The organism is Parachryseolinea silvisoli, from assembly GCF_021190955.1.
Lineage (GTDB): Bacteria > Bacteroidota > Bacteroidia > Cytophagales > Cyclobacteriaceae > Ohtaekwangia > Ohtaekwangia silvisoli.
Map to the genome: position 1 here is coordinate 24,473 of NZ_JAIOAO010000008.1, position 22,621 is coordinate 47,093.

The 22,621-nt window shown below is 50.1% G+C and carries 12 protein-coding genes; 7 read left to right on the plus strand and 5 right to left on the minus strand.

All coding sequences use genetic code 11. The features are described 5' to 3' along the window. The first annotated feature begins 258 nt into the window (after window positions 1-258). From K7P01_RS30305 to K7P01_RS30330, 6 genes are all read left to right on the plus strand, one after another. On the plus strand, window positions 259-1,305 hold the full coding sequence (locus K7P01_RS30305; protein ID WP_267298354.1) for a GntR family transcriptional regulator: 1,047 nt from the start codon (window positions 259-261) through the stop codon (window positions 1,303-1,305). A gap of 134 nt (window positions 1,306-1,439) precedes the next feature. Next, window positions 1,440-2,495, plus strand: coding sequence for an L-rhamnose/proton symporter RhaT (rhaT, locus tag K7P01_RS30310; protein ID WP_267298355.1), 1,056 nt, complete (start codon window positions 1,440-1,442; stop codon window positions 2,493-2,495). A gap of 88 nt (window positions 2,496-2,583) precedes the next feature. Continuing rightward, on the plus strand, window positions 2,584-4,692 hold the full coding sequence (locus K7P01_RS30315) for a bifunctional aldolase/short-chain dehydrogenase (RefSeq protein ID WP_267298444.1): 2,109 nt from the start codon (window positions 2,584-2,586) through the stop codon (window positions 4,690-4,692). A 3-nt stretch (window positions 4,693-4,695) separates the two neighbouring features. After that, window positions 4,696-5,979 (plus strand): TIM barrel protein, encoded by a 1,284-nt coding sequence (locus K7P01_RS30320; RefSeq protein ID WP_267298356.1) that lies wholly within the window; start codon window positions 4,696-4,698, stop codon window positions 5,977-5,979. Between the two features lie 10 nt (window positions 5,980-5,989). Next, a complete protein-coding gene (locus K7P01_RS30325; RefSeq protein ID WP_267298357.1) occupies window positions 5,990-7,333 on the plus strand; it encodes an FGGY family carbohydrate kinase in 1,344 nt (447 codons plus the stop codon). Between the two features lie 276 nt (window positions 7,334-7,609). Continuing rightward, a complete protein-coding gene (locus K7P01_RS30330) occupies window positions 7,610-11,713 on the plus strand; it encodes a hybrid sensor histidine kinase/response regulator (protein ID WP_267298358.1) in 4,104 nt (1,367 codons plus the stop codon). A gap of 12 nt (window positions 11,714-11,725) precedes the next feature. On the opposite strand, the gene K7P01_RS30335 is transcribed toward K7P01_RS30330, so the two are convergent. Together K7P01_RS30335 and K7P01_RS30340 are read right to left on the minus strand one after the other, a co-directional pair. Then, window positions 11,726-12,892, minus strand: a complete 1,167-nt coding sequence (locus K7P01_RS30335) for a hypothetical protein (RefSeq protein WP_267298359.1) — start codon at window positions 12,890-12,892, stop codon at window positions 11,726-11,728. Further along, window positions 12,889-13,848, minus strand: coding sequence for a DUF2157 domain-containing protein (locus K7P01_RS30340; RefSeq protein ID WP_267298360.1), 960 nt, complete (start codon window positions 13,846-13,848; stop codon window positions 12,889-12,891). Before K7P01_RS30340 ends, K7P01_RS30335 begins: the two co-directional genes overlap by 4 nt. A gap of 172 nt (window positions 13,849-14,020) precedes the next feature. On the opposite strand from K7P01_RS30340, the gene K7P01_RS30345 reads away from it, so the two are divergent. Continuing rightward, window positions 14,021-14,425 (plus strand): SRPBCC family protein, encoded by a 405-nt coding sequence (locus tag K7P01_RS30345; RefSeq protein WP_267298361.1) that lies wholly within the window; start codon window positions 14,021-14,023, stop codon window positions 14,423-14,425. Window positions 14,426-14,532: 107 nt separating this feature from the next. Here the strand turns inward: K7P01_RS30345 and K7P01_RS30350 are convergent, their stop codons facing one another. From K7P01_RS30350 to K7P01_RS30360, 3 genes are all read right to left on the minus strand, one after another. Further along, window positions 14,533-20,097 carry a cellulose binding domain-containing protein gene (locus K7P01_RS30350; RefSeq protein ID WP_267298362.1) on the minus strand — a complete coding sequence of 1,855 codons (5,565 nt, stop codon included), beginning with the start codon at window positions 20,095-20,097 and terminating at the stop codon, window positions 14,533-14,535. Window positions 20,098-20,262: 165 nt separating this feature from the next. Next, window positions 20,263-21,447: an amidohydrolase family protein gene (locus tag K7P01_RS30355; protein WP_267298363.1), complete on the minus strand. Its 1,185-nt coding sequence runs from the start codon at window positions 21,445-21,447 to the stop codon at window positions 20,263-20,265. A gap of 103 nt (window positions 21,448-21,550) precedes the next feature. Then, window positions 21,551-22,525 (minus strand): NmrA/HSCARG family protein, encoded by a 975-nt coding sequence (locus K7P01_RS30360; RefSeq protein WP_267298364.1) that lies wholly within the window; start codon window positions 22,523-22,525, stop codon window positions 21,551-21,553. Window positions 22,526-22,621: the final 96 nt, after the last annotated feature.

Here is a 22,621-nt window from a genome sequence, read left to right on the forward strand (position 1 = left end):
CCACCGATGCCGACAATCGTAATTCGCCGTTTCCGGTCAACGGGCGATCGCCGTACCGGCTGTTTTCACAAAATTCCGCCAACTAAAAATACTCCTGGTGTGCCTGATAACGGGGTTAGTGGTCATATAAAGACCGAAATTAAGGCCCAACGTCAATTTCGCGATCGGGCCTAAACCGTTTGAAATCCGTCAGAAATCGGTTGATCTTGATGATAGTTTAGCGAAAATTTTTAAGATTGCAGGATGAGAGGTCAGACTATGGAGTACATCCACCCGATACGGATCGACAGCGAGTCGCGCATTCCCAAATATCACCAGATCGTCAACTCGATCGTCGGCGATATCGAAAAAGGTATTTTGACCGTGGGCCAGCGCATACCGTCCATCAACGAGATCAGCGAAGAATATTACCTCTCGCGCGATACCGTCGAGAAAGCCTATAATTACCTCAAGGAAAAACAAATCATCGTCTCCGCAAAGGGCAAAGGCTACTACGTCGCCCGCACGGTGCTTCCCTCACGCATCAACATCCTCTGCCTGCTCAACAAGCTCAGCTCCTATAAATTACAGATTTACAATTCCTTCGTCAGCAGCCTGGGCACAAACGCCCACGTAGACCTCACCATCTTCCACGCAGATCCCAACATTTTTCTCACAGCCCTGCGCGAAGGCACCGGCCGCTACGACTACTTCGTCGTCATGCCCCACTTCAAAGACGAGCACCTCGCCCACGAAAGCACCACCGCCGACGTACTCGAAGCCCTGCGCAAAATCCCCGAAGACCGGTTGTTATTACTCGACAACTATCTCCCCGAGCTCAAACGCGACGTTGCCTCCGTCTACCAGGACTTCAAAACCGACATCTACGATGCCCTGCGCGAAGGCCAGTCACGCCTGAAGCAATACGACAAGCTCATCCTGGTATACCCGCGCAAAACCGTCTACCCTTACCCTCTCGAAATCCTCCAGGGCTTCCAAAAGTTCTGTTCCGACGCCGGCTTCGACTTCGAAATACTGGAAGAACTTTATAACGATATGGAGCTGCAGCCTAAGGATGCGTATATTACCATAGAAGAAAATGATTTGGTGCGGCTGATCAAGCAGGTGCGTGATAAAAAGTTTGTATTGGGGAAGGATATAGGAGTGATCTCGTATAATGATACTCCGTTAAAAGACCTGCTCGGTATAACGGTAATCTCCACTGACTTTCAGGTCATGGGAGAAACCGCAGCCTACATGATTTTAAAGAAGAAACGCGAAACCGTAAAAAACGTATTCCGCTTCATCGACCGCGGATCCGTATAAAAAATCAGCGCGAGTGTGAGCGACCGCCAACTCTTTCACTCCGCTCTCACACTCACACTCACGCTGATTCCATGATAGTACATGACAGTTGTGCCCACGCTCAAACACTACCTTAGCCCAACAACCCCTACGTTATGCAGGCAGTCCTTGGCATCATCTTCCACTTCATCGGCGGCTTCGCCTCCGGCAGTTTTTATATTCCCTATAAAAAAGTACAACGCTGGTCCTGGGAAAGCTACTGGATCGTCGGCGGCTTCTTCTCCTGGCTGATCATCCCCCCCATTGCGGCGTGGCTCACCCTGCCCGGCTTCGCCGAGATCATCTCCCATACCTCCGCCTCCACGCTCCGCTATACTATTTTATTCGGCGTACTCTGGGGCATCGGCGGACTCACCTACGGCCTGGGCGTACGCTACCTCGGCATGTCCCTCGGCAACTCTGTCGTCCTCGGCTTTTGCTCCGCCTTCGGCGCCTTGCTGCCTTCTATATACTATACCTTTGTCCCTACGCCCGGCAAAACAAGCTTCACGGAAATGATCACCAACCCCTGGGGCCGCGTCATCCTGGCCGGCGTCGCGATCTGCCTGCTCGGCATCTATATCTGCGGACGTGCCGGCGTGCTCAAAGAAAAAGAAATGTCTGCCGAAGCGAAACAGCAAAGCGTATCCGAGTTTAACCTCACGCGTGGCCTACTGGTCGCCATTACCTCCGGCATCCTCAGCTCGTGCTTTAACTTCGGCATCGAAGCCGGCAAGCCCATGGCCGACGAAGCCGTCGCGCTGGGCTACAACCCGCTCTACCAAAACAATGTGACGTATGTCGTATTACTCTGGGGCGGCCTGGCGACAAACCTGTTCTGGTGCATGCTGCTCAATTTCCGCCATCGCTCGTTCGGTGACTATACCAACAGCGACACGCCCTTGCTGCGCAACTACCTCTTTTCTGCATTGGCCGGAACCACCTGGTTCCTGCAGTTCTTCTTTTACGGCATGGGAGAAAGCAAGCTGGGTAACGGCGCCAGCTCGTGGATTCTCCACATGGCGTTTATCATCCTGATCGCCAACCTGTGGGGCATCTGGCTGCGCGAGTGGCACGGCGTCAGTAAACGCACGAAGACAACCATCGTTGCCGGCATTTTCACGATCGTCCTGTCGGTCCTGGTGGTGGGCCTGGGCAACGCCATTAAATAACCCGGCGGGAGGCCGGTAAGCACAGGATGCCCCCCGTCACAACGGTCGGTAGTTTTACCGCACGAGCAATACAAAGATTTGATACATGATGGAAATTCTTGAGAAACCCTTTCAATACGTAACCTACTCCTGGGACAAGGAAAAGGCAGCCGCGCTGCAAGGTGACGAAGTAGCGTTATTGATATACCGTTCCAACCTGCTGGGCGCCGACCTGCGCATTACTAACTATGGCGGTGGCAACACCAGCTGCAAGACGATTGAAAAAGATCCGCTCACCGGCCGCGAGACACCCGTCATGTGGGTAAAAGGATCCGGTGGTGACATCGGCACCCTGACCAAAAGCGGCCTGGCCGCCCTCTACGTCGACCGGCTCCACGCGCTGAAGAATATATACCGTGGTCTCGCGCACGAAGACGAGATGGTCGGGCTGTTCAACCATTGCATCTACGACCTCAACTCCAAGGCGCCGTCCATCGACACGCCCCTGCACGCCTTCCTGCCGTTCAACCACATCGACCACTTACACCCCGACGCCGCCATTGCCATCGCGGCCTCGAAGAATGGCCAGGAAATCACGCGCACGTTATTCGACGGCCGGATCGCCTGGGTGCCCTGGCAGCGCCCCGGCTTCGACCTCGGCCTGCAGCTGGCGAAAGCGCTCGAAGAAAACCCGGGCATCCGCGGCATCATGCTCGGCGGCCACGGCCTCTTCACCTGGGGCGATACCGCGTACGCCTGCTATCGCAATAGCTTAGAGGTAATCGAAAAAGCCTCAGCGTTTTTATATAAAAACTACGGCAAAAAACGCGCAGTCTTCGGCGGCGCAAAGCTCACGGCGCTTCCCGCGGAAGAACGCCGGCAACAGGCCGCCATACTCGCCCCAGTACTACGCGGACTGGCCTCCAGCCACGCCCGCATGGTCGGCCACTTCACCGACGACGACAAAGTACTGGAATTCATCAACAGTCACGACCTCGAGAAGCTTGCCCCGCTGGGCACCAGCTGCCCAGACCATTTTTTACGAACCAAGATTCGTCCGCTGGTCCTCAACCTGCCGCCCCATGCCGATCTCTCCAACACAACGGCCCTGCGCGAATCGCTTACAAAAGATTTCGAAGAATACCGGCAGTACTATACGCAGTACTACGAAAAACATAAACACCCCAACAGTCCCGCCATACGCGATCCGAACCCGGTCATCATCCTGTGGCCCGGCGTAGGCATGTTCTCCTTTTCCAAAGACAAACAGACGACGCGTGTCGCCAGCGAGTTTTATATCAACGCCATCAACGTCATGAAAGGCGCCGAGGCCATCTCGGAATATGTATCCCTGCCGTTGCAAGAAGCCTTCGACATCGAATACTGGTTGCTGGAAGAAGCCAAGCTGCAGCGCATGCCCAAAGAGAAACCGCTGTCGCGGAAGATCGCGCTGGTGACCGGCGGCGCCGGTGGCATCGGACTGGCTATCGCACGCAAGCTCGCCGCAGAAGGCGCCTGCGTCTTCCTGACCGATATACACGAAGGAAACCTGGCGCTCGCCGTAAACAGCTTCTCCAAAGATGTCGCCGCGGGCGCATCCGCCGATGTCACGAGTGGAAGCTCCATCCAACAAGCCCTGCGCCAGGCATGCCTGGCGTTTGGGGGTATCGATATACTCGTCAACTGTGCCGGGCTGGCCATCTCCAAGCCGCTGGAGCAAACCACCGAACAAGACTGGGACCTCCTGCAAGATGTGATCGTAAAAGGGCAATTCTCCGTATCGCAGCGTGGCGTGGAGATTCTGCGCGCCCAGGCACTCGGTGGCGACATCGTCAACATCGCCAGCAAGAACGCGCTGGTATCCGGCCCGAACAACGTCGGCTATGGCACCGCCAAAGCCGCGCAGGTACACATGAGCCGCCTGCTGGCCGCTGAGCTCGGCAAAGACAAGATCCGCGTCAACATCGTAAACCCCGACGCCGTAATCGAAGGCAGCAAGATCTGGGAAGGCGAATGGGCCGCCGGCCGCGCCAAAGCGTATGGCATTACCGTAGACGAGCTACCCGCATTCTACGCCAGGCGCACCATCCTCAACGAGATCATCACCACCGGCGACATCGCCAACGGCGTGTTTGTCCTCGTCGGCGGCCACCTCAGCAAAAGCACTGGAAATATTATCAACGTAGACGGCGGCGTAGCACCTGCCTTTGTTCGATAGCCTATGAAACTCGACGCACAACACCTTCAGGCACACAACCAGCAGGCGATAGCCGATCACCGCGCAGCCTTCGATTATACGGCCGCCCGTCTGACCGGGCAAGGCCTCGACGTCCCACAACTCCTCGACAAGATCGCGGCACTGCAGATCGCCATCCCGTCATGGGCGCTCGGTACCGGCGGCACCCGCTTCGCCCGGTTCTCTGGTGGCGGCGAGCCCCGCACGCTGGAAGAAAAGATTGCCGACGTCGGCCTGCTGCATGCCATCAACCGCTCCAGTGGCGCCATCTCCCTGCACATCCCCTGGGATATACCCGAAGATGCCGCCGCTATCCGCGCCCTCGCACAAGCACACGACCTGGTGTTTGACGCCGTCAACTCCAATACCTTCCAGGACCAGCCGAACCAATCGCTGTCCTATAAATTCGGCTCGCTGTCGCATAGTGACAAAGCCCATCGCCAGCTGGCCGTCCGGCACAACATCGACGTCATCCGCCATGGCGAAGGTCTGGGCTCCAAAGCCCTCACGGTATGGCTGTCCGACGGCTCGTGTTTCCCCGGCCAGCAAAACTTCCGCAAAGCCTTCCAGCGTACGCTGGAATCCTTGCAGGAAATTTATACCGCCCTGCCCGTCGACTGGAAGATCCTGATCGAGTATAAGCCCTACGAACCGAACTTCTACTCCACCGTCATACAAGACTGGGGTACCTCGCACCTGCTGGCCTCCAAGCTGGGCAAGAAAGCGTATAGCCTGGTCGATCTGGGCCACCACCTGCCCAATACCAACATCGAGCAGATCGTCGCCACCCTCATGATGGAAGGCAAGCTCGGCGGCTTCCACTTCAACGACTCCAAATACGGCGACGACGACCTCACAGTCGGCAGCATCCGCCCGTACCAGCTCTTCCTCATCTTCAACGAGCTGGTCTATGGCATGGAAGACCCCGCCTCGATCAACCCCACGCCCGCGTGGATGATCGACGCCAGCCACAACGTCAAAGACCCGCTGGAAGACCTGCTTCAATCCGTCGAAGCCATCAAGATCGCCTACACCCAGGCCCTCCTGGTCAATCGCGAAGAGCTCGAAGCCGCACGCGAGAACAACGACGCCGCACGCGCGCAGGAAATCCTACAGGATGCCTTCCGCACCGACGTGCGCCCGCTGGTCGCCGAGGCAAGACAACGGAGTGGCGGTGCGCTGAACCCCATCGGCCTCTTCCGCCATGCCAACGTACGCCGCCAGCTGGTACAAGAGCGTGGACTCAAAACCATTTCCACCGGACTCTGATCATACCATCATGCCTATACCCGTTACCGCCATCTTTGACATCGGAAAGACCAACAAAAAGTTCTTTCTCTTCGACGACGCCCTACGCCAGCAGCACCGCGAATACCAGAAGCTGCCCACCGTCACCGACGACGACGGCTTCGACTGCGACGACCTGCCCGCCCTCACACACTGGATCCGCGACACCGTCGCCCGCATCATCACGGACGGCAAGTATACCCTCCGGTACCTCAACTTCTCCACCTACGGCGCCACCCTCGTGCACCTCGACGCCGACGGCCACCCCGTCACGCCTCTCTACAATTACCTCAAAACCATCCCCGACGAGATCGTCCGCGAATTCTTTCACCGCTACCCCGAAGCCGAGAACAACATCGAAACCGCATCCCCATCCCTCGGCATGCTCAATGCCGGACTGCAGCTTTACTGGCTCAAAAAAAGCAAGCCGGCAGTCTTCGCCCGCATTCGGCATACGTTACATTTTCCGCAATACCTCTCCTACCTCTTCACCGGCGTCCTCGCCAGTGAGCCAACCTCCATCGGCTGCCATACCCGCCTGTGGGACTATACCCACCGTCGCTACCACCGGTGGCTGGTAGAAGAGCAGCTCGACCATCTCTTCCCCGCGACGGTCCACACCACCCACACGTCCCAGGTAACGCTGCACGGCCAGCCCGTCACGGTTGGCGTAGGCATTCACGACAGCTCCTCTGCGCTGGCCGCCTACATGCTGCGCACGCAAGATCCCTTCGCGTTAATCTCCACCGGTACGTGGAGCATCACACTAAACCCGTTCACGCACGAGCCCCTCTCTGTCGGTGAGCTAAGCCGCGACTGTCTGAACTATATGACCATCTTCGGCGCGCCGGTCAAAGCGTCGCGGCTATTCCTCGGCCACGAGCTCGACCACCAGCTCAACCGCCTCAATACATTATTCGGTAAAGAACCACAGTATTACAAACAAGTAGACTTAAACCCTGCATGGGTCCGGCTTGATACTCCCGAAACAAATACATTCTACCCCGAGACGTTAAACAATCCAACGCTCGTCCACGACCTCTTCCCCCAGAACCGATGGTCACCCGCGCACTACAGCACGTTTGAAGAAGCCTATCATCAAGTCATGTGGGGATTGGCCCGACTGCAAGTAGCCTCCGTCCGCCTGGCCCTCGGCAGCAGCCCTATCCGTAAATTATACCTCGACGGCGGCTTTGTCGGCAATGATATCTTCCTCAAATTATTGCAACAGCTATTACCCACCTATTCTCTCGAAGTTTCCCAGCAACCCCTGGGTTCCGCGCAAGGCGCCGCACTCATCGTCCGCAGCCAGGACCATGCGCCGGCAGTAGCATAACCTTTCAGTCACCGTTTGTCCCACTACTTCCTCAAAAAAAGAAGCTAACCATAAATATGCAGTCGCCGTAGTGGTAAACCCTCAGGTTGCTGCCGGCTGCCGTGTCCGGTGGCATGATAAGATATGGTGAATCAGGAATTTCTTATTATCTTTTTAACCGACGAATCCGCATCCACCATCCGATAGCACCGAAGGTCCGGGCTACCATTTTTGACACTTCTAACTATGCGTGACATCGGGTGATCTTCACGGCGCTTTTAAATCGTTTTGAATGTTATGGCAAGAGCACTATTCACTATATCATTTCTGTTGAGCTTCACCGTATCCGCACAAAAAAGCGATGTAAAATTCCACCATTTGAATACCAACAATGGTCTTTCTCAAAGCCATATAGTATGCATGGCGCAAGATAAAAAAGGCTTTATGTGGTTTGGTACAGAGAATGGATTAAACAAATACGATGGTTATAAATTTACAGTGTATCTCCACAACAGAAAGGACACGACGACCGTACGCGATAATCGAATAGCGGTCACGCGTGTTGATAGCAAGGGCAGATTTTGGGTGGGTACCGCTATAGGATTAGATCAATTTGATTTTCAAAAGAATGCGTTTGTGCATTTCAATATTAATGAGCCGATCTTCGATATCCTGGAAGACAAAAAAGGCAATATCTGGATTTGTACCAATACGGGATTGGGTCTGGTTGACAGCACTGGTCTTTCTGCAACAACGTACCGACCGTTGAACAAACAAGATATGTTGCTTCGATCAGTGTATGAAGATAGCAAAGGAAATCTCTGGACAGGTTCATTAGCAAACCCAACGGGTGTATTCATATTTGATCCTAAACAAAAGGCTTTTACGTTCCACCCATTTCGAAAGGAAGGAACCGACCCGGAAAAATTCAAACCGATAGAATTCAAAATCTTTGAAGATCATTCGGGCATAATATGGGTCTCTACAAACAATGGCCTTTATCGGGTTGATGCCGACACCAATAACTTTATAAAATATCCACATCAGGAGGGCAACACGAATTCCGTTGCCAGTGATAATATCCGTTGTTTAGGAGAAGATGCGGATGGAAATTTGTGGGTTGGAAATGCCAACGGCATCAGTGTACTGGATAAAACCAGACGAAATTTCGCACATCATCAATATGATCTGGACAATCCCGAGGGATTAACAGAAAATTTCATGACAACCTTTTTTCGGGACAACGCTGATAATTTATGGATAGGAAGCAGAAACACCGGAATCAATGTTCTCTTCCGAACAGGAAATAATTTCAAGCTTTATGCGCACGAAATAAATAACGACCACAGCCTGAATAACAACGTAGTAAAGGCCATTGTAAAAGACAAAGAAGGACGATTATGGCTGGGCACAGATGGTGGCGGCTTGAATCTGCTCCAGCACGATGGCTCTTTCAAGGCCTATAAACATGATCCCAAAGACCCCAACAGCTTGCCGAATAACTTAATTCTTGCCTTGTATGAAGATACGCGGGAAAATCTTTGGGTCAGTACCTATCAGGGAGGATTAAGCAGGCTGGATAAAGCAACAGGAAAATTCGAAAACATACTTTCCGGATCCGATAGCACCTCATTAACTTCACCCAGTATTTCTGTCATGCGTGAAGATAGCCACGGCAACTTTTGGATAGGAACCTGGTATGGGGGATTGTATCTGTTTGACCGATCGACTAAAAAATTCAAAAATTACAGACCCAAAAACAACGACCCGGGAAGTCTTTCTGATTTGGATGTCGGGGAAATTTATGAGGACAAACGAGGCAACTTGTGGATAGGCACGAGAAATGGGTTGAATCTTTTCAATCACGCAACTAAAAAATTTACCCACTTCTTTCATGAAGAAAATAAAGAAAACACGCTGAGTAATAACTGCATCAACTCCATCGCGGAAGATAAAAATGGAAACCTGGTAATTGGAACGCTTGATGGGTTGAATATATTTGACCCACAAAAATCCATCTTTACCGTCTATTCAAAAACATATGGCTTACCCTGCAAGTTTATTCAGGGCGCACTCTGTGATGAAGACGGGAATATCTGGATGAGCTCGTTGAAGGGGATCTGTAAATTTAATCCTCAAACAGGTGCGTATCGAAATTACGGAGTGGCCGATGGTCTGCAGGGAAACGAATTTATCAAGCATTCATTTTTCCACTATGGCGGAGAGCTTTTTTTCGGTGGCAACAATGGCGCCAATTGTATTACGCCTGCGTTAATCAGGCCTAATGTATATGTCCCGCCTATTGTCTTAACGGATTTTAAAATATTCAATAAATCCGTAGAGATCGGCGATGAGGCCCCTGAGCTCCCGCAGCATATCAATTACACAAAGACAATCGAACTTTCCCACCGAGAATCGGTCATTTCCTTCGAGTTCTCGGCGTTAAACTTTACAAACCCGGAAGACAACCAGTATGCTTATAAGCTGGAAGGCTTTGATGACCACTGGAATTATATCGGCCATAAGAATTCCGTTACCTATACGAATTTGAATGGAGGAGAATATACCCTTAAAGTCATAGGAGCCAACAACGACGGCCTCTGGAATAAGGAAGGTTTGTCGGTAAAAATTATTATTACGCCTCCTTTTTGGCTCACAACATGGTTCAAAGTACTATCGGTCCTGCTCATTGGCGTAATCTTGACAACCTTTTTTAAGGCACGCATGGGGACCGTGCACAAGCAAAAAGCAGAGCTTCAACGGCAGGTACACGAGCGCACGAAACAATTAGCATTGACCGCCGAGGAAGCACAGCAAGCTCGTCAGGAAGCTGAGCAGGCTAATCAGGCTAAAAGTACATTCCTGGCAACCATGAGCCACGAGATTCGAACACCGATGAATGGAGTATTAGGAATGTCTGCCCTGTTAGCGGAGACTTCACTTACCGCGGAACAACGCGAATATAACAACATCATTCAAAATTCAGGAGAAGCCCTGTTAACCGTCATCAATGATATTTTAGACTTCTCCAAAATCGAATCCGGTAAAATGGAACTGGAAGCAAAGGATTTTAATTTGCGTGACTGTATAGAAGAAGTCATGGATGTCTTTGGGCCTAAAGCGGCTCACCTGGGGCTGGACCTGATTTATGAAATTGAGTACAATGTGCCTTCACAAATTATTGGCGATGGCTTACGATTAAGACAGGTGTTGCTAAACCTCGTAAGCAATGCCATTAAGTTTACCGAAAAGGGAGAAATTTTCCTGGGCGTTGAGCTACAAAAAACATCCGATGTGGATAATCTGGTCCTTGCCTTTACCGTAAGAGATACAGGCATTGGTATACCACCAGACAAGCTGGAGCGCCTGTTCAAAGCCTTTTCTCAGGTAGATTCTTCCACCACGCGTAAGTATGGTGGTACAGGCTTGGGGCTGGTTATATCAGAAAAACTGATCGGGTTGATGGGAGGCGAGATCTACGTGGAAAGTACGGCAGGGGCAGGAACGAAATTCATGTTCACCATAAAAGCAGCCCCCAGCACCGAATCCACAAAAGCCTATGTACATCTCAATGTTAAGGGAATTGAAGGAAAGCATGTTCTTATCGTGGATGACAATGAGACTAACCGAACCATTCTCAAAAATCAGATGGACCAATGGAAGCTCATTCCCGTTATTGCGCAATCCGGTGAAGAAGCTATCGGTATTCTATCCGGGAAGCAGATCAACTTTGACCTGGTACTGACCGACATGCAAATGCATGGAATGGATGGAATAGAGCTTGCTCAGTATATTCGAAAGGTATATCCCCTGATCCCTATACTCTTGCTCACGTCCATGGGCGACGAGCAAGCTAAACTTCATGGCAATCTCTTTGCTGCTATATTGACAAAACCTGTTAAACAGCTGGTGCTTCACCGGCACATTGTCAACCAACTCCGTACGGGAACCAAATCTATACAGGAAGAAGATGTCGATAAGAAAAAGCTCGCTGAAAATTTCGCCCTGGAACATCCGATGAGTATCCTTGTTGCAGAAGATAACGTGGTAAATCAAAAATTAGCCGAAAGAATACTGGGTAAACTAGGATACAAGCCTGGTCTTGCTGTTAACGGAAAAGAAGTATTGAACGTTATGAAGAAAATAGACTATGATCTCATCTTCATGGATGTTCAAATGCCTGAGATGGACGGGCTGGAGACCACGCGCTTGTTGCGGCGTACAAGCCAACATCAGCCTGTCATCATTGCCATGACCGCCAACGCCATGCTGGGAGATCGAAAAATATGCTTGGACGCAGGCATGGATGACTACATCAGCAAACCCATTAAATTGGATGAGCTGGTGGTCATGCTGGAAAAATACAGCCTCGAAATTCTTAAGAAAAAAGAAAACGGGTAGCGAACAAGGCGCCTAAAAACTATCGGTAGATCCACCCCCTGCGAAATCTCCGCCGCCGCCTGTTTCTTGAACTGTCCCGGTGTTGCCGCCCAGCGATTGTGCGATCACAAACGATTCTATGTTCATATCGGACCACTTCTCACGCAGTACATTTTCGCGCGTGTAACCGTATTTAGGGCTTTTCAGATAGCGGAACAAGAGTAAACTGACAGTCAGCAGCACAGCGCCCGCGGCAGTCAGCGAAATCTCCGGATGTCCAAGACTAAAATAGTATTTGAAGGTAACCACCGAAAATGCTATCGCCAGCAGGCTTACGCGAATGAGCACGAGATCCTTTCTTTTGATACCGAAGTACAGATACCCCACGGGAATGGCCACGGTCAGGGAATAAAACACGTATGCAAAAGGAATATCCTGGCCTTCTTCAATCACCAGGTCCATAAGCTCCAGGCTGAGCTCGCGGACCACAAAATAATTCCCGGCGGCATAGATCAGCAGCAAGCTCAGTGCTTCTAAAAGCGTAAGACAAGGGCGCCACGGATTGGCCGCAGCATATGCCTTTATTTTCTTAACAGCAAAATACAGCGGTGTAAACAATGCAATGACAGCCATCGGTATAATCTGCTGCATATATCCACCGGCGTCATACAAAACGTAAAATAATAAGAATGCAAGTGAAGCAAAGGCACACGCGGTCGAGATCAGGTCGATATAACGGAAAGCAGCAATAGAAAATACAACGAAAAACGCAGACGCCATCAGCAATGGCTCCCACTCCGTCATGCCGGCAATCCCAACAAGCGTATATCCCAGGGCGTGATAGAGCAGTGCTTCGGTCACGCCCGACTTATAGTGTTTGGCGTTGTAGATAAACACACGATCGAGGAAAATGAACGAGACGATCCCATAGACCAGCGACACACCAAAAGCATACTCTTCATTGCTCCTGGTGTTGAAAACCACCAGCGCGCCCAGCCCCGTCACCCCTGCCAGGGCAATAAGCGTTGCCAGGAACAGAAGAATGCGAATAATGACATTCGGGTGGTAAAACGACGAGGGGTATTCGCTGCTGATTACCAAAAACTGCTCCTGGGAGAGCATCTCATAGTCGCGCCATTGCTTTACTTCCTTTACAATAGAAAGATTGTGAAGCCAGGTAGCGTTATAGGCACTTTTCATTCGGCGCGTTTGAAGTAATTTTTGTACTGTACGATGAAAAAGATAAATGCTCCGCAGGAAGCAAACAAATAAAACAGCCAAAGTATGACATTCTGAATCAGGTCTATCAGCATATACGTCGTACCGATGTAGGCATACACGAAGGCATAAAGCAAAAACAGAAATGATTTACGCCTGTGTGCAGAGTAAACAATAACGCCGCATCCCGCATACAGCAAGAGCAGATAAAGCGCGAAATAATCGGGGTTGACAAAGACGCCGGTGAGGGCCGCCGTCAGAAAGATCAGCGCGCTGAAGTTCATATACGTGAAGGTAAAGTGCCGCTTAACGCCCCTCCTGTCAAGTACCACGGCAACCGTGGCCAATACTGCCCCGAACACCAGCGCAATATTATAGAGCTCACCTTCTGAAAAGAAATCGCTGCTATACCATTTCTGAGGCGATACACTGATCCCCCAGAAGGAGGCCAGCGCTGTTATCGCCAGCGAGAGCACACCGAGGTGATCGAACCGATAAGCGGCATAAAAGAAAAACGCAGCGGTAACCAGTGTGGTAGCCCCCAGCCCATCGTCAAACAGCTCGTACTGAATTTGCAAATAGGTAAGGGCGGAAATAAAAAGCAGAGACCCGAGCAATACAACGTAGTCGAAATACGGCGTAGGCGCTTTCGTTTTTCCGTTCGAATACCCCGGTGCGTATCGAAAGGCATACCAGAAACACGCGCCGGTAAGAATAAAGAGACCAATAACAGCCAGGATATGACCCATGTCCCCGATGTTCTGATAAATAAGGATTCCGACACCCGTCGTAAAGAGCATAACCCCCAGATACAGGAGGATGCGAAGCTCATAGAACACAGAAAGCACCTTGCGGGTTGCGATGGGTTCGATCGTATTGTACTGATGTTCCGTGATAAGACCCTTCTCTCGCAGCTCGCGCAGATGCTCAATCCTCATGATATTGCTTTAAAAGCTCGAAAGATACAGGATTTCGGTCAATGCGCTGACCAAATCAACCCCTGATATTGTCCAAATTACACACCCTGAGCTTCTAAAACAGGTACTAGCTTTGGTAAAAAAAGAAATCATGCCAGACATCTTACACAAAGTTGGAATCAAATCGTCATCGATGAACCAAGTTTATCATGCATTGACCACACAAGCCGGCCTTGCCGGATGGTGGACAAGCAATGTTCGGGGAGAAGGCAATCACGTAGGCAACGTAATTGAATTCCGTTTCGGGGCCGGCGGCTTCGATATGAAGGTCGTCGATCTCAGGGAGCCGACCTTCGTTCAGTGGAAGGTCATTGCCGGGCCGGAAGAATGGGTAGGCACGACAATCGAATTTGACCTCAAACAAGACGGAGATTATACCATTGTACTTTTCAAACACCTGCACTGGAAAGAACCAATTGAATTTATGCACCATTGCAGCACAAAATGGGCGATCTTTCTCATGAGCCTAAAGTCGCTCTTCGAATCAGGCCAGGGAAACCCCGACCCACGTGATATTAAAATTGACAACTGGAATTAGTAACATCATAAATAACACTAAAAACAAAGAACCCTCTCTGCCTGCGCAAAGAGGGTTCTCTTATTAAGCGATTTATTCAGAATTCATATATTAACAGACATTCCAGATCAATTGATAATAATCTTTTTATAGTCTGATTGATCCCTCCAACGGATCTGCATATAATAGATTCCCTTCGCAAGTTTTAGCTCGTAATCTTTACGGAAACTTCCATCGGTCTTTTCCCCTGAATAAATATCTACTGCTTTACCAGCCGAATTATAGATGGTTACATGGAACGAACCTATCCTCTCATCATTCATCTGAAGCGTAAAGTTTCCGGATGTCGGGTTGGGATAAACTAACGTGGTTGAAGGTTCCGCTCCTTCCTGGGTTTTAAGGTTTTTCTCAAAAGGACTATCCGTTGTATTCGTCCGTGCAGCTGAATTCTCCGTAGCTGGCTCTGTCCCATACACCAGTTGTCCCTGGTAATAGATAGTAATCCCTGAATTTTCAGCCATCGTTCCGGTTTTGTACGAATGATCGTTTAGCTGGTTAAAGTTCGACCAATCACTCTTGGAGATACGATACTGGATGTTCCCCGTCGAGGTAAGCGGGTAGAACGTAATAGCCGACGGCTTGACTTTCAATTCGAGGTAAACATTCGCGTCTGTCCGCACGGGGTTGAGGGCAACGAAACTTCCACTGATCGCACCGTTGCCGATCTTGGCGTAGTCCAGCCAGAACTTTAGCGGAGACGTACCGTCTGAAGTAAACCAGTAACGTGCTGTAATGTCATTGTAATTCACGGGAACATTTCCTTCGTTCTTTATATCGACAAAGGTGCTAATGCTGTTCGAATTTCCAGCGCTTTTGGCTTCCGCGAAAACCTTCAGCTTTACTACCGGAGCTTCCGCCACAGGTTCTGTTCCCCATACGAGCACTCCATTGCGGTATAGTGTGATCGTACTCTTATCAGCATACGAAGCGTTCATACCGATGGAATGATCGTTTGCTTCATTGAAAATTGACCAATCCGTATTGGCATATCGCGACTGAATATCTCCTGAATTACCTCCCGCTGCAAGGGAGCCTGCCGAAGATGTGAAACTATATTCAATGTATCCAAGGGCATTCACTCCTGGGTTGCCAAGCGATACATATTTCATGATCACCTTACTATTTCCTAACTGTGCGTAATCAATCCACATGCCCAGGCTGCCTTTATAATTTTCTGGCGTGATCCAGTATCGCGCGGTCAGCTGATTGTACGGCACCGCTGTTATTCCCGTATTGACAATCTTCAAATGAGGTTTACCCTCGCTATTCGTAAGCGATCCGTCTGCATTGCGATACTGAATTTTCAGGTTCAGCGGCTGAGTTATCGTGAGCGTCGCGGAAGCTGGTTCGGCAGTATAATTGATATTGGTCAAAGTAGCTGCAACAGAATAGGTTCCTACCGCCGAAGGTACAATGGATGAGCCGTTATACGTTACGGTGACACTATCCAATCCGGAAGGGTTGGTCGTTACTGTTGCACCTTTAGGGGTTCCATCAAATGCCTGTGACAGGTTGCTCAAGGTAATCGTAGCGGCGGCTTTGTTAATGGTAAAGATGGCTGAATCAAAATCAAGTGTGTAGTTGTTGCTCAAAGCCAAAGTACCCTGAGTGATGACATAAGTTCCCGCATCCTCTCCAAGCTCGCGGGTCAATGAACCTGAGAAGGTGTCACCCATTACCAGCGCAGGTGTGACTGTGTACGTCCATTCAGGATCGGCAGCACCGTATTCTTTCGTCTTCGCATCAACGGATGCTGTTACAGCTTTACGTGCAATGATCAGCGTTTGTGTTTTTGGCACCGCGGAGTTAAAGAGCGCATTTCCTGCCTGGCTTGCTGTAATGTTTACGTTGCCCGCCTTGCGAATATGCACCTGGCCACTGACGATCGTTGCAACAGTAGTATCACTACTCGTATACGTAACAGGAATCGAAGCATTTGTGCTTGTAGCAGCAGGGCTAAAATCCGCATCGCCATATGTTTTAATGGGAAGAGTATTAAATGTGATTACTTGTTCTGACTTCAGGGAATCATTACGGGTATACCAGATCGGTGAAGTAATGATCCGGCTGCCATCGGCTTCTGTGATGTCTGCATAATAATAGCCCGTAGCGAGATGCGCAAGTGTGCTGTCTGTGTAAGAGAGTGTGCTTGTCGCGCTGGTGACTAACGGCGGAGGTATGACACCACTGCCGGGAGTTCCACGTATAATGGTGATGTTTGTTATCGGGCTTGTCGTAGAGCCGCTGACTGAAATTCTTGCCAACCCGTTCCCTGTAAACTCGCTCCCTACAGGTTGCTCGTTGATCGTGTAAGAAATTCTTGCCGCTGAATCTTCGCTGGCATAAAACCGCATTTTCCGCATCGCGTCAAGCAGATCGTTTTCGGTGAGTGCCGGAGCGAGAACAACCAGTCGTGCGCGTGTATGTCTTCCGAACGTCATGTTATGGTTATCATGATCAATGGTCGCGCCCATATGATAACCTTTGGCGAGCATCTTGTTATAATAGTTATAGTACTTCGCCAAAACAGTCGCAGGATTGGAATACGTTGTATTGGTCGAAAAAGCCGGACCACTTTCCAGTGCCGATCCAACAATGGCGTTATCTGCACTGGCATCATAGTTTGCTTCGACATTATTAAAGTCTCCGAAGTTCGGATGTGCTAATGTGGCGAAAGCATTTAGTCCGTGGCGGTTAATGATATTGAATAACCCGGTGCTTCCGGTATACGTGCTCTTGGGAACAAAGATCTGATGCTCCCCTGGCTCCCAACCGATGAGCGAATCAACTCCGTACACAAGGACATGGCCGCCACCACTGATCACCCCCCACTCCATGCCATACAACGCGACAAAATCAGGAGTGGTTGCATTCTTCGCGGCTGTCATACCCGGCACCCAGTTTGCCAGACGCATACCCGCCTGTGTGTGATTATGCTCTGATATTCCCAGGAAGTCCATGTTCATGGAGTTCTTCGCGAATGCATAATCATCTTCAGGCTTTTTAGTTTTATCGTCCGCGTTGCCGTCAGAATAGCTGCTGTGCGCATGCAGGTTGCCGAAATAAAAATTCAGTGTATTATTATCAAAGACTCCTGTCTGTTGTTTCCCGGTTAACGGTGCCGTCGTCAGGTATAACGGTCCACCGCTACAGTTACTGTTCAGGGAGAAGATATAGAAATAATAATTTGTATTCTGCGTAAGTCCGCTTCTGTTAAACGTTCCCTGGGCTCCTTTTTTTATGACGATACCCCCGCCAATGGAATCCCCCACAACATAACTGGTCTGATCAACAGGCAAAGAACTCCATGCGCTGTCTTTACTCATGATCACCAGGAACTCGTCGACTCCAGTAGCCGGAGTAAAAGCTCCCTGGATCAATTGGTAGTTCGAAAAACTGATGTGAAAATTGGTCGGCTGAGAAACAGGAGTCACACAAACGGGCAAGGGAGCAGTAGCCTGGGTGCCGGATAATGGATCTGTGATCAGATATTTCGGTCCGCCATCACAGGCAATGTTGTTTAATGCATAAATGAAATAATAAAAAGTGGTTCCGCTGGCAAGGTTGTTGTCCGTGAAGCTGCTGCCGGAAATTCTGGCCGCGACCGTTCCACCCCCCAGACTGCTGCCTGGATTATATATTGTTTCATCGGCTGGAGTTGCGCTTAAAGTACTATTGAGACTTCGTACAATCAGATACTCACCAGCATCCGTGGAAGCAGTAAAATTAAGTGTTATCGTTTTTGTTCCTACAGACGTAAATAGTAAGCCTGTCGGCTGATTGACGGGGCTTACACATTCGGGAAGATCTGCCTGAACATGAACACCGAGACGGTCAGGATCATCAAGGTCGACTGCATTTTGAACAGTAGCGAGAGGTGTCAGGATCCATTCTGCGGAGTTAAAAGTCGCTGAAGGAGTGGTAGCGCTCAGGCTCCTCACATAGCTATCGTCTTTCGCGTTGATGCCGGTTCCAAATGCATCAATGATGTTGTTGGCCGCATCTAAAAGTGCAATACCATCGTTCCCGTTAAAGTTGATGACTGCGTTACTGGTCTGCTGTGCACTTGCAGCCGTTAAATAAGGCACTTCGTTTCCATTCCCTGTATTTCCGATCAGTACACTACTCTTCGCCGGGATAATCATGTTCAGATTCACGATCTGGGCAGGACTTCCGGAGATTACAATGTTTCCGGCATCGCCCGAAATACTGTAAAGACCAAGCTTTAGCTGAGGTGATGCCGTGTTTACCGGAGAACTTGTTGGGTTGGTTAATTCAACCCATTTATTGACCGATGCACCTTCGTAATACTGGCTGATAAATATTTTCGATTGCTCCGCCAGCGTGATCGTTACGGTTGCTTCAGCCGCTGAGCCATCGGTATTCGCTGCCCGGTACGTAAACGTTTGAGTGGCTGCACTTCCTACCACAGACTGGTATGAAAATGTTCCATCCGCATTAAAAGTAAGTGTTCCGTCCTGGGGATCAGTAAGCTTGCTAAAGGTTAAGGCAAGCCCTTGCGGATCGTTGTCATTTGACGATACATTGCCTGTGATCAGGTCTCCATATAAGCCTGAAAAGGTATCATTTAAGGCAACCGGTGTAAGACTGGCTCCCGTACCGGTTAGCAAAACAGTAGCAGATCCGGAAACACCACCCCCGGTATGCGTGATCGTACCGCCGGCCGATCCTGTTGTTACCGGACTGAATTGGCTATACACTATAGTTGAAGTGGCACCAAGTTCGGTAGACGTATATAGTAAGTCAGTAGAAAAAGGCCCTTCGGCCAATTTTGAAATAGTAAAAGGCGCAGCAGTGGAGACCACTACATTGCTCCCATTCAGGTTGGCATAGGTAAGTGTATGAGATTGAGCTGCACTGGTTGTGCCCACGGCCTGATTGCCAAAATTAATCGCCGAAGGATTCACAGAAAAAGTAGGTGTTGCTACAGTTCCGGAAGTATACGTCAGTGAAAGATCATCAATGGCACTGGAAGGTCTGTTGCCGCTGCCGGTGCTCGTTGTTATGGCAACGATGCGGATCCAGACATTATCAGCCTGATTATCCAGGCTGCTGCCGAAATCAACTGTAATCGTGTTGTTTGTAAATGTGCTTCCGCCTGTAGTCAAAGTACCTGTTGCCGTGGCTGCTGTAAAACTTGTAGGACTGGCCCCAAAACCATAGTCCACTCTCCAGGTGGTCACGCGAGGTGAAGTGGCATCGAGGGATTGAAGTTTAAAATCTAATTTGAAATCCTTTAAATCCGATGTATTGGCCAGTTGAAGCACAAAGGCTGCACCGGGATCTCCAAAGGCTCCGGTTTGCCGTATCCCGAGACTGCGATTAGCGGAACTGCTTTGCTCGGCCGTAGTAGCCGTTGAGGTAAGATCGGTTGCGGATGCAAAATTCTTTACTGCTCCTGAAGTATTGTTCCAGGCCACTGTGGTACCACTGTATGCCTGGGTCGTCCCCAAGGCTGTTGCGCTGGCGCCAGTCCTCGCGGTAAATCCTGTTGGAAGGCCGGAGGCGATCGGATTAAAATCCTGGTTGTACGGAGACGGCCCTAAAGTGAGCTGTGCAAATGCAAAGCTGGAGGTAAAAAGGGCAAGGATAACAGGTAAGAGTTTCTTCACAATAAACTTGGTTAGGTGATTGCTTGGACAAGCGAAGGTAAGTGTCGCTTGTTAAATTAATGTTAGTTGTGGGAAGCTATTGTGAGAATTCGGTAGCCCGTAGTCGTTAGACTTAGCAGCAAATGTGTTGGCGACATGCCATTAGAAAAAGTACTATTGTTGTTTTTAATGATTCTTTTTGATTCTGAAGATCCGCTCCGCATTACCCCATGCAATTTTTTCGCGTTCCGCTTCAGTAATAGCAGCTGAGTCGATGAAAGCCACCGCCGACGGCGTGGGCTGAAAAGGGTAATCGATCGCCCACATGATTCGGTCTGCACCGATCTTATCAATGCAATAGCGAAGAGCCAGCGGATCCTCAACGCCACTGGTCGTAATCGTGATGTTACGTTTAAAATATTCGCTGGGCATCAATTGGTTTTTGCGTCCGGCGCGGGCACCCGGTGCGCCCATAAAGTCGAGCCTGCCCAGCCAAAACGGTAACGCTTCACCCATATGACCAATGACTACCTGCAACTTTGGGAAACGATCGAAAACACCGCCAAAGATCAATCGTAAAATGTGGGTACCCGTCTCTATACCATATCCCCATACCGCACCCTCGAGACGATAATCCCGAAAAGGCGCGGCCATACCGTCTGATGGAGCCCGCGGGTGAATATAAAGAGGCATCTCAAGCGCTTCCGCAGCTTCCAGTATGGGCAGGAACTGCGGATCATCGAGATACGCATTCCCCGTATGGGAGTTGACTATAAATCCATTTAGTTTCAGCGTTGTGATGGCCCGTTCCATTTCCTTCGCGGCGCCCGTTGGATCTTGTGGTGCAAAACTTGCCAGGCCGGCAAATCGATCGGGATGACGTTGTATAACATCACGTAAGCGATTGTTGGCAAGCTGCGCAAGCTCCATAGCCTGCACCCGCTCGAACATTTGAACGCCGGGCATGACCAACGATAGAATCTGCATGTCAACACCACTGGCATCCATCGTCGCCAGTCGTGCCTTATCGAAGTCCAGCAATTTCGGCAACATATCTTTTGCCGCACGGTCACGGTTAGAGACCTGCATACTATCCGACGGAGCCTCGGCCGGTAGCGAAGCAGGCACCTCGTAAAGCTGTTTCAAAAGAAGGAGATCTAAATTGGGTCCGCCTTGCCGAATCACGTTACGTATGGCATCCGCTATTTCAGGAATAGTAAACGCCTCCTCGGTAGCAATTTTTCTCACGTGCGGCCTGGATTCAACACCCGGTGCTGCCTTGGGTGAAGAAATACTGCCTGTTACAAACGGCGGCAATGTTGACGCTGCCGCAAAAGCGGATAAATTTCTCAAAACAGATCTGCGTTTCATCGTTCAAATATTTTTGCCCTAAAAGGATGTAAAAAGGCAAGTAAACCATTACCATTCAATAACCCTTTTGGGTGAGCGCTGACCTGGCTGGGGGGCCTTCACGTCAGTATGAACGTCTTTCACCTTCCCAAGCAGTCGCACGCAGAAACTGTTCCCAATTATAGCTGTCCGGATTTGTTTGCCGACTCCATAGCAGATCACGATCCTGGCCAAAATAACCATATTCAACCGCGTACTCTGCCATTCCCAAAATCTCGCGCACTAACATTTCGTTTGCGCTAAACGCGGGGAAATAATGAATAAAATCTTCTCGTGTGAATGCGGAACGATACACAGCCTTTTTACCTGTAACACGCGCAAACACCTCAACCATCTCCTGCGGTGATATCATATCGCCAATGACCGGCAAAACCTTACCAGCATAATACCCTGGATTGGACAAAATTTCCAACACAGCAGGCCCGGTAGCCGTAAGGGGATCCACAAACGGCGCACGAAAGTCCTTTGGTAAATAGATCGGGAATATAAGCGTGTCGCCCGCTCGCTGGGGCGGGTAAAACTCCATCAGGTTTGTGTAAAAAAAAGCCATATAGATAAACGAGCTTGTCACGGGAAGCGCGCGAATATATTCTTCGATCCTGGCCTTGTCTGTAAAATGAGGCGCGAACTTTTTCCCGGCGGTGATTCTATCTACATTTTCCAAACTACTGAAGACGATGTGTTGAACCCCTGCTTTCACGGCCGCGTCGGCCAACTGTTTACCGAGCTCGAACTCGTGCGTCTGCGGAGGTGCAATACCGGGTGTCATCATGAAAATCCCATCCGAGCCCCGAAAGGCTTCCACGAAATCTTTTTCATACCCAAGATCAAGTGGCAAATTCACGAGCTCAGCGCCCTGTCCGGCCAAATCAAGCGCTTCCGGTGAGTGAACCCGTCGCGTAATGCCGCGTACACGATAGCGTCCGCTCTGTAACAGCGTATGTGCAGCACTACGCCCCTGCTTGCCTGAAACCCCGACGATGGTGATGAGCGGCTTATGGCCGTGGGCCTCCTCATTTGACTTTAAATTCGACGCCATTCCCTGTGTTCTGTAAGTGAAAAATTGAACTATAAATATTATAGTTGCAAAACTATCTTGAGCATGCTACGTTTGCAATAACTATCCAGATGGATA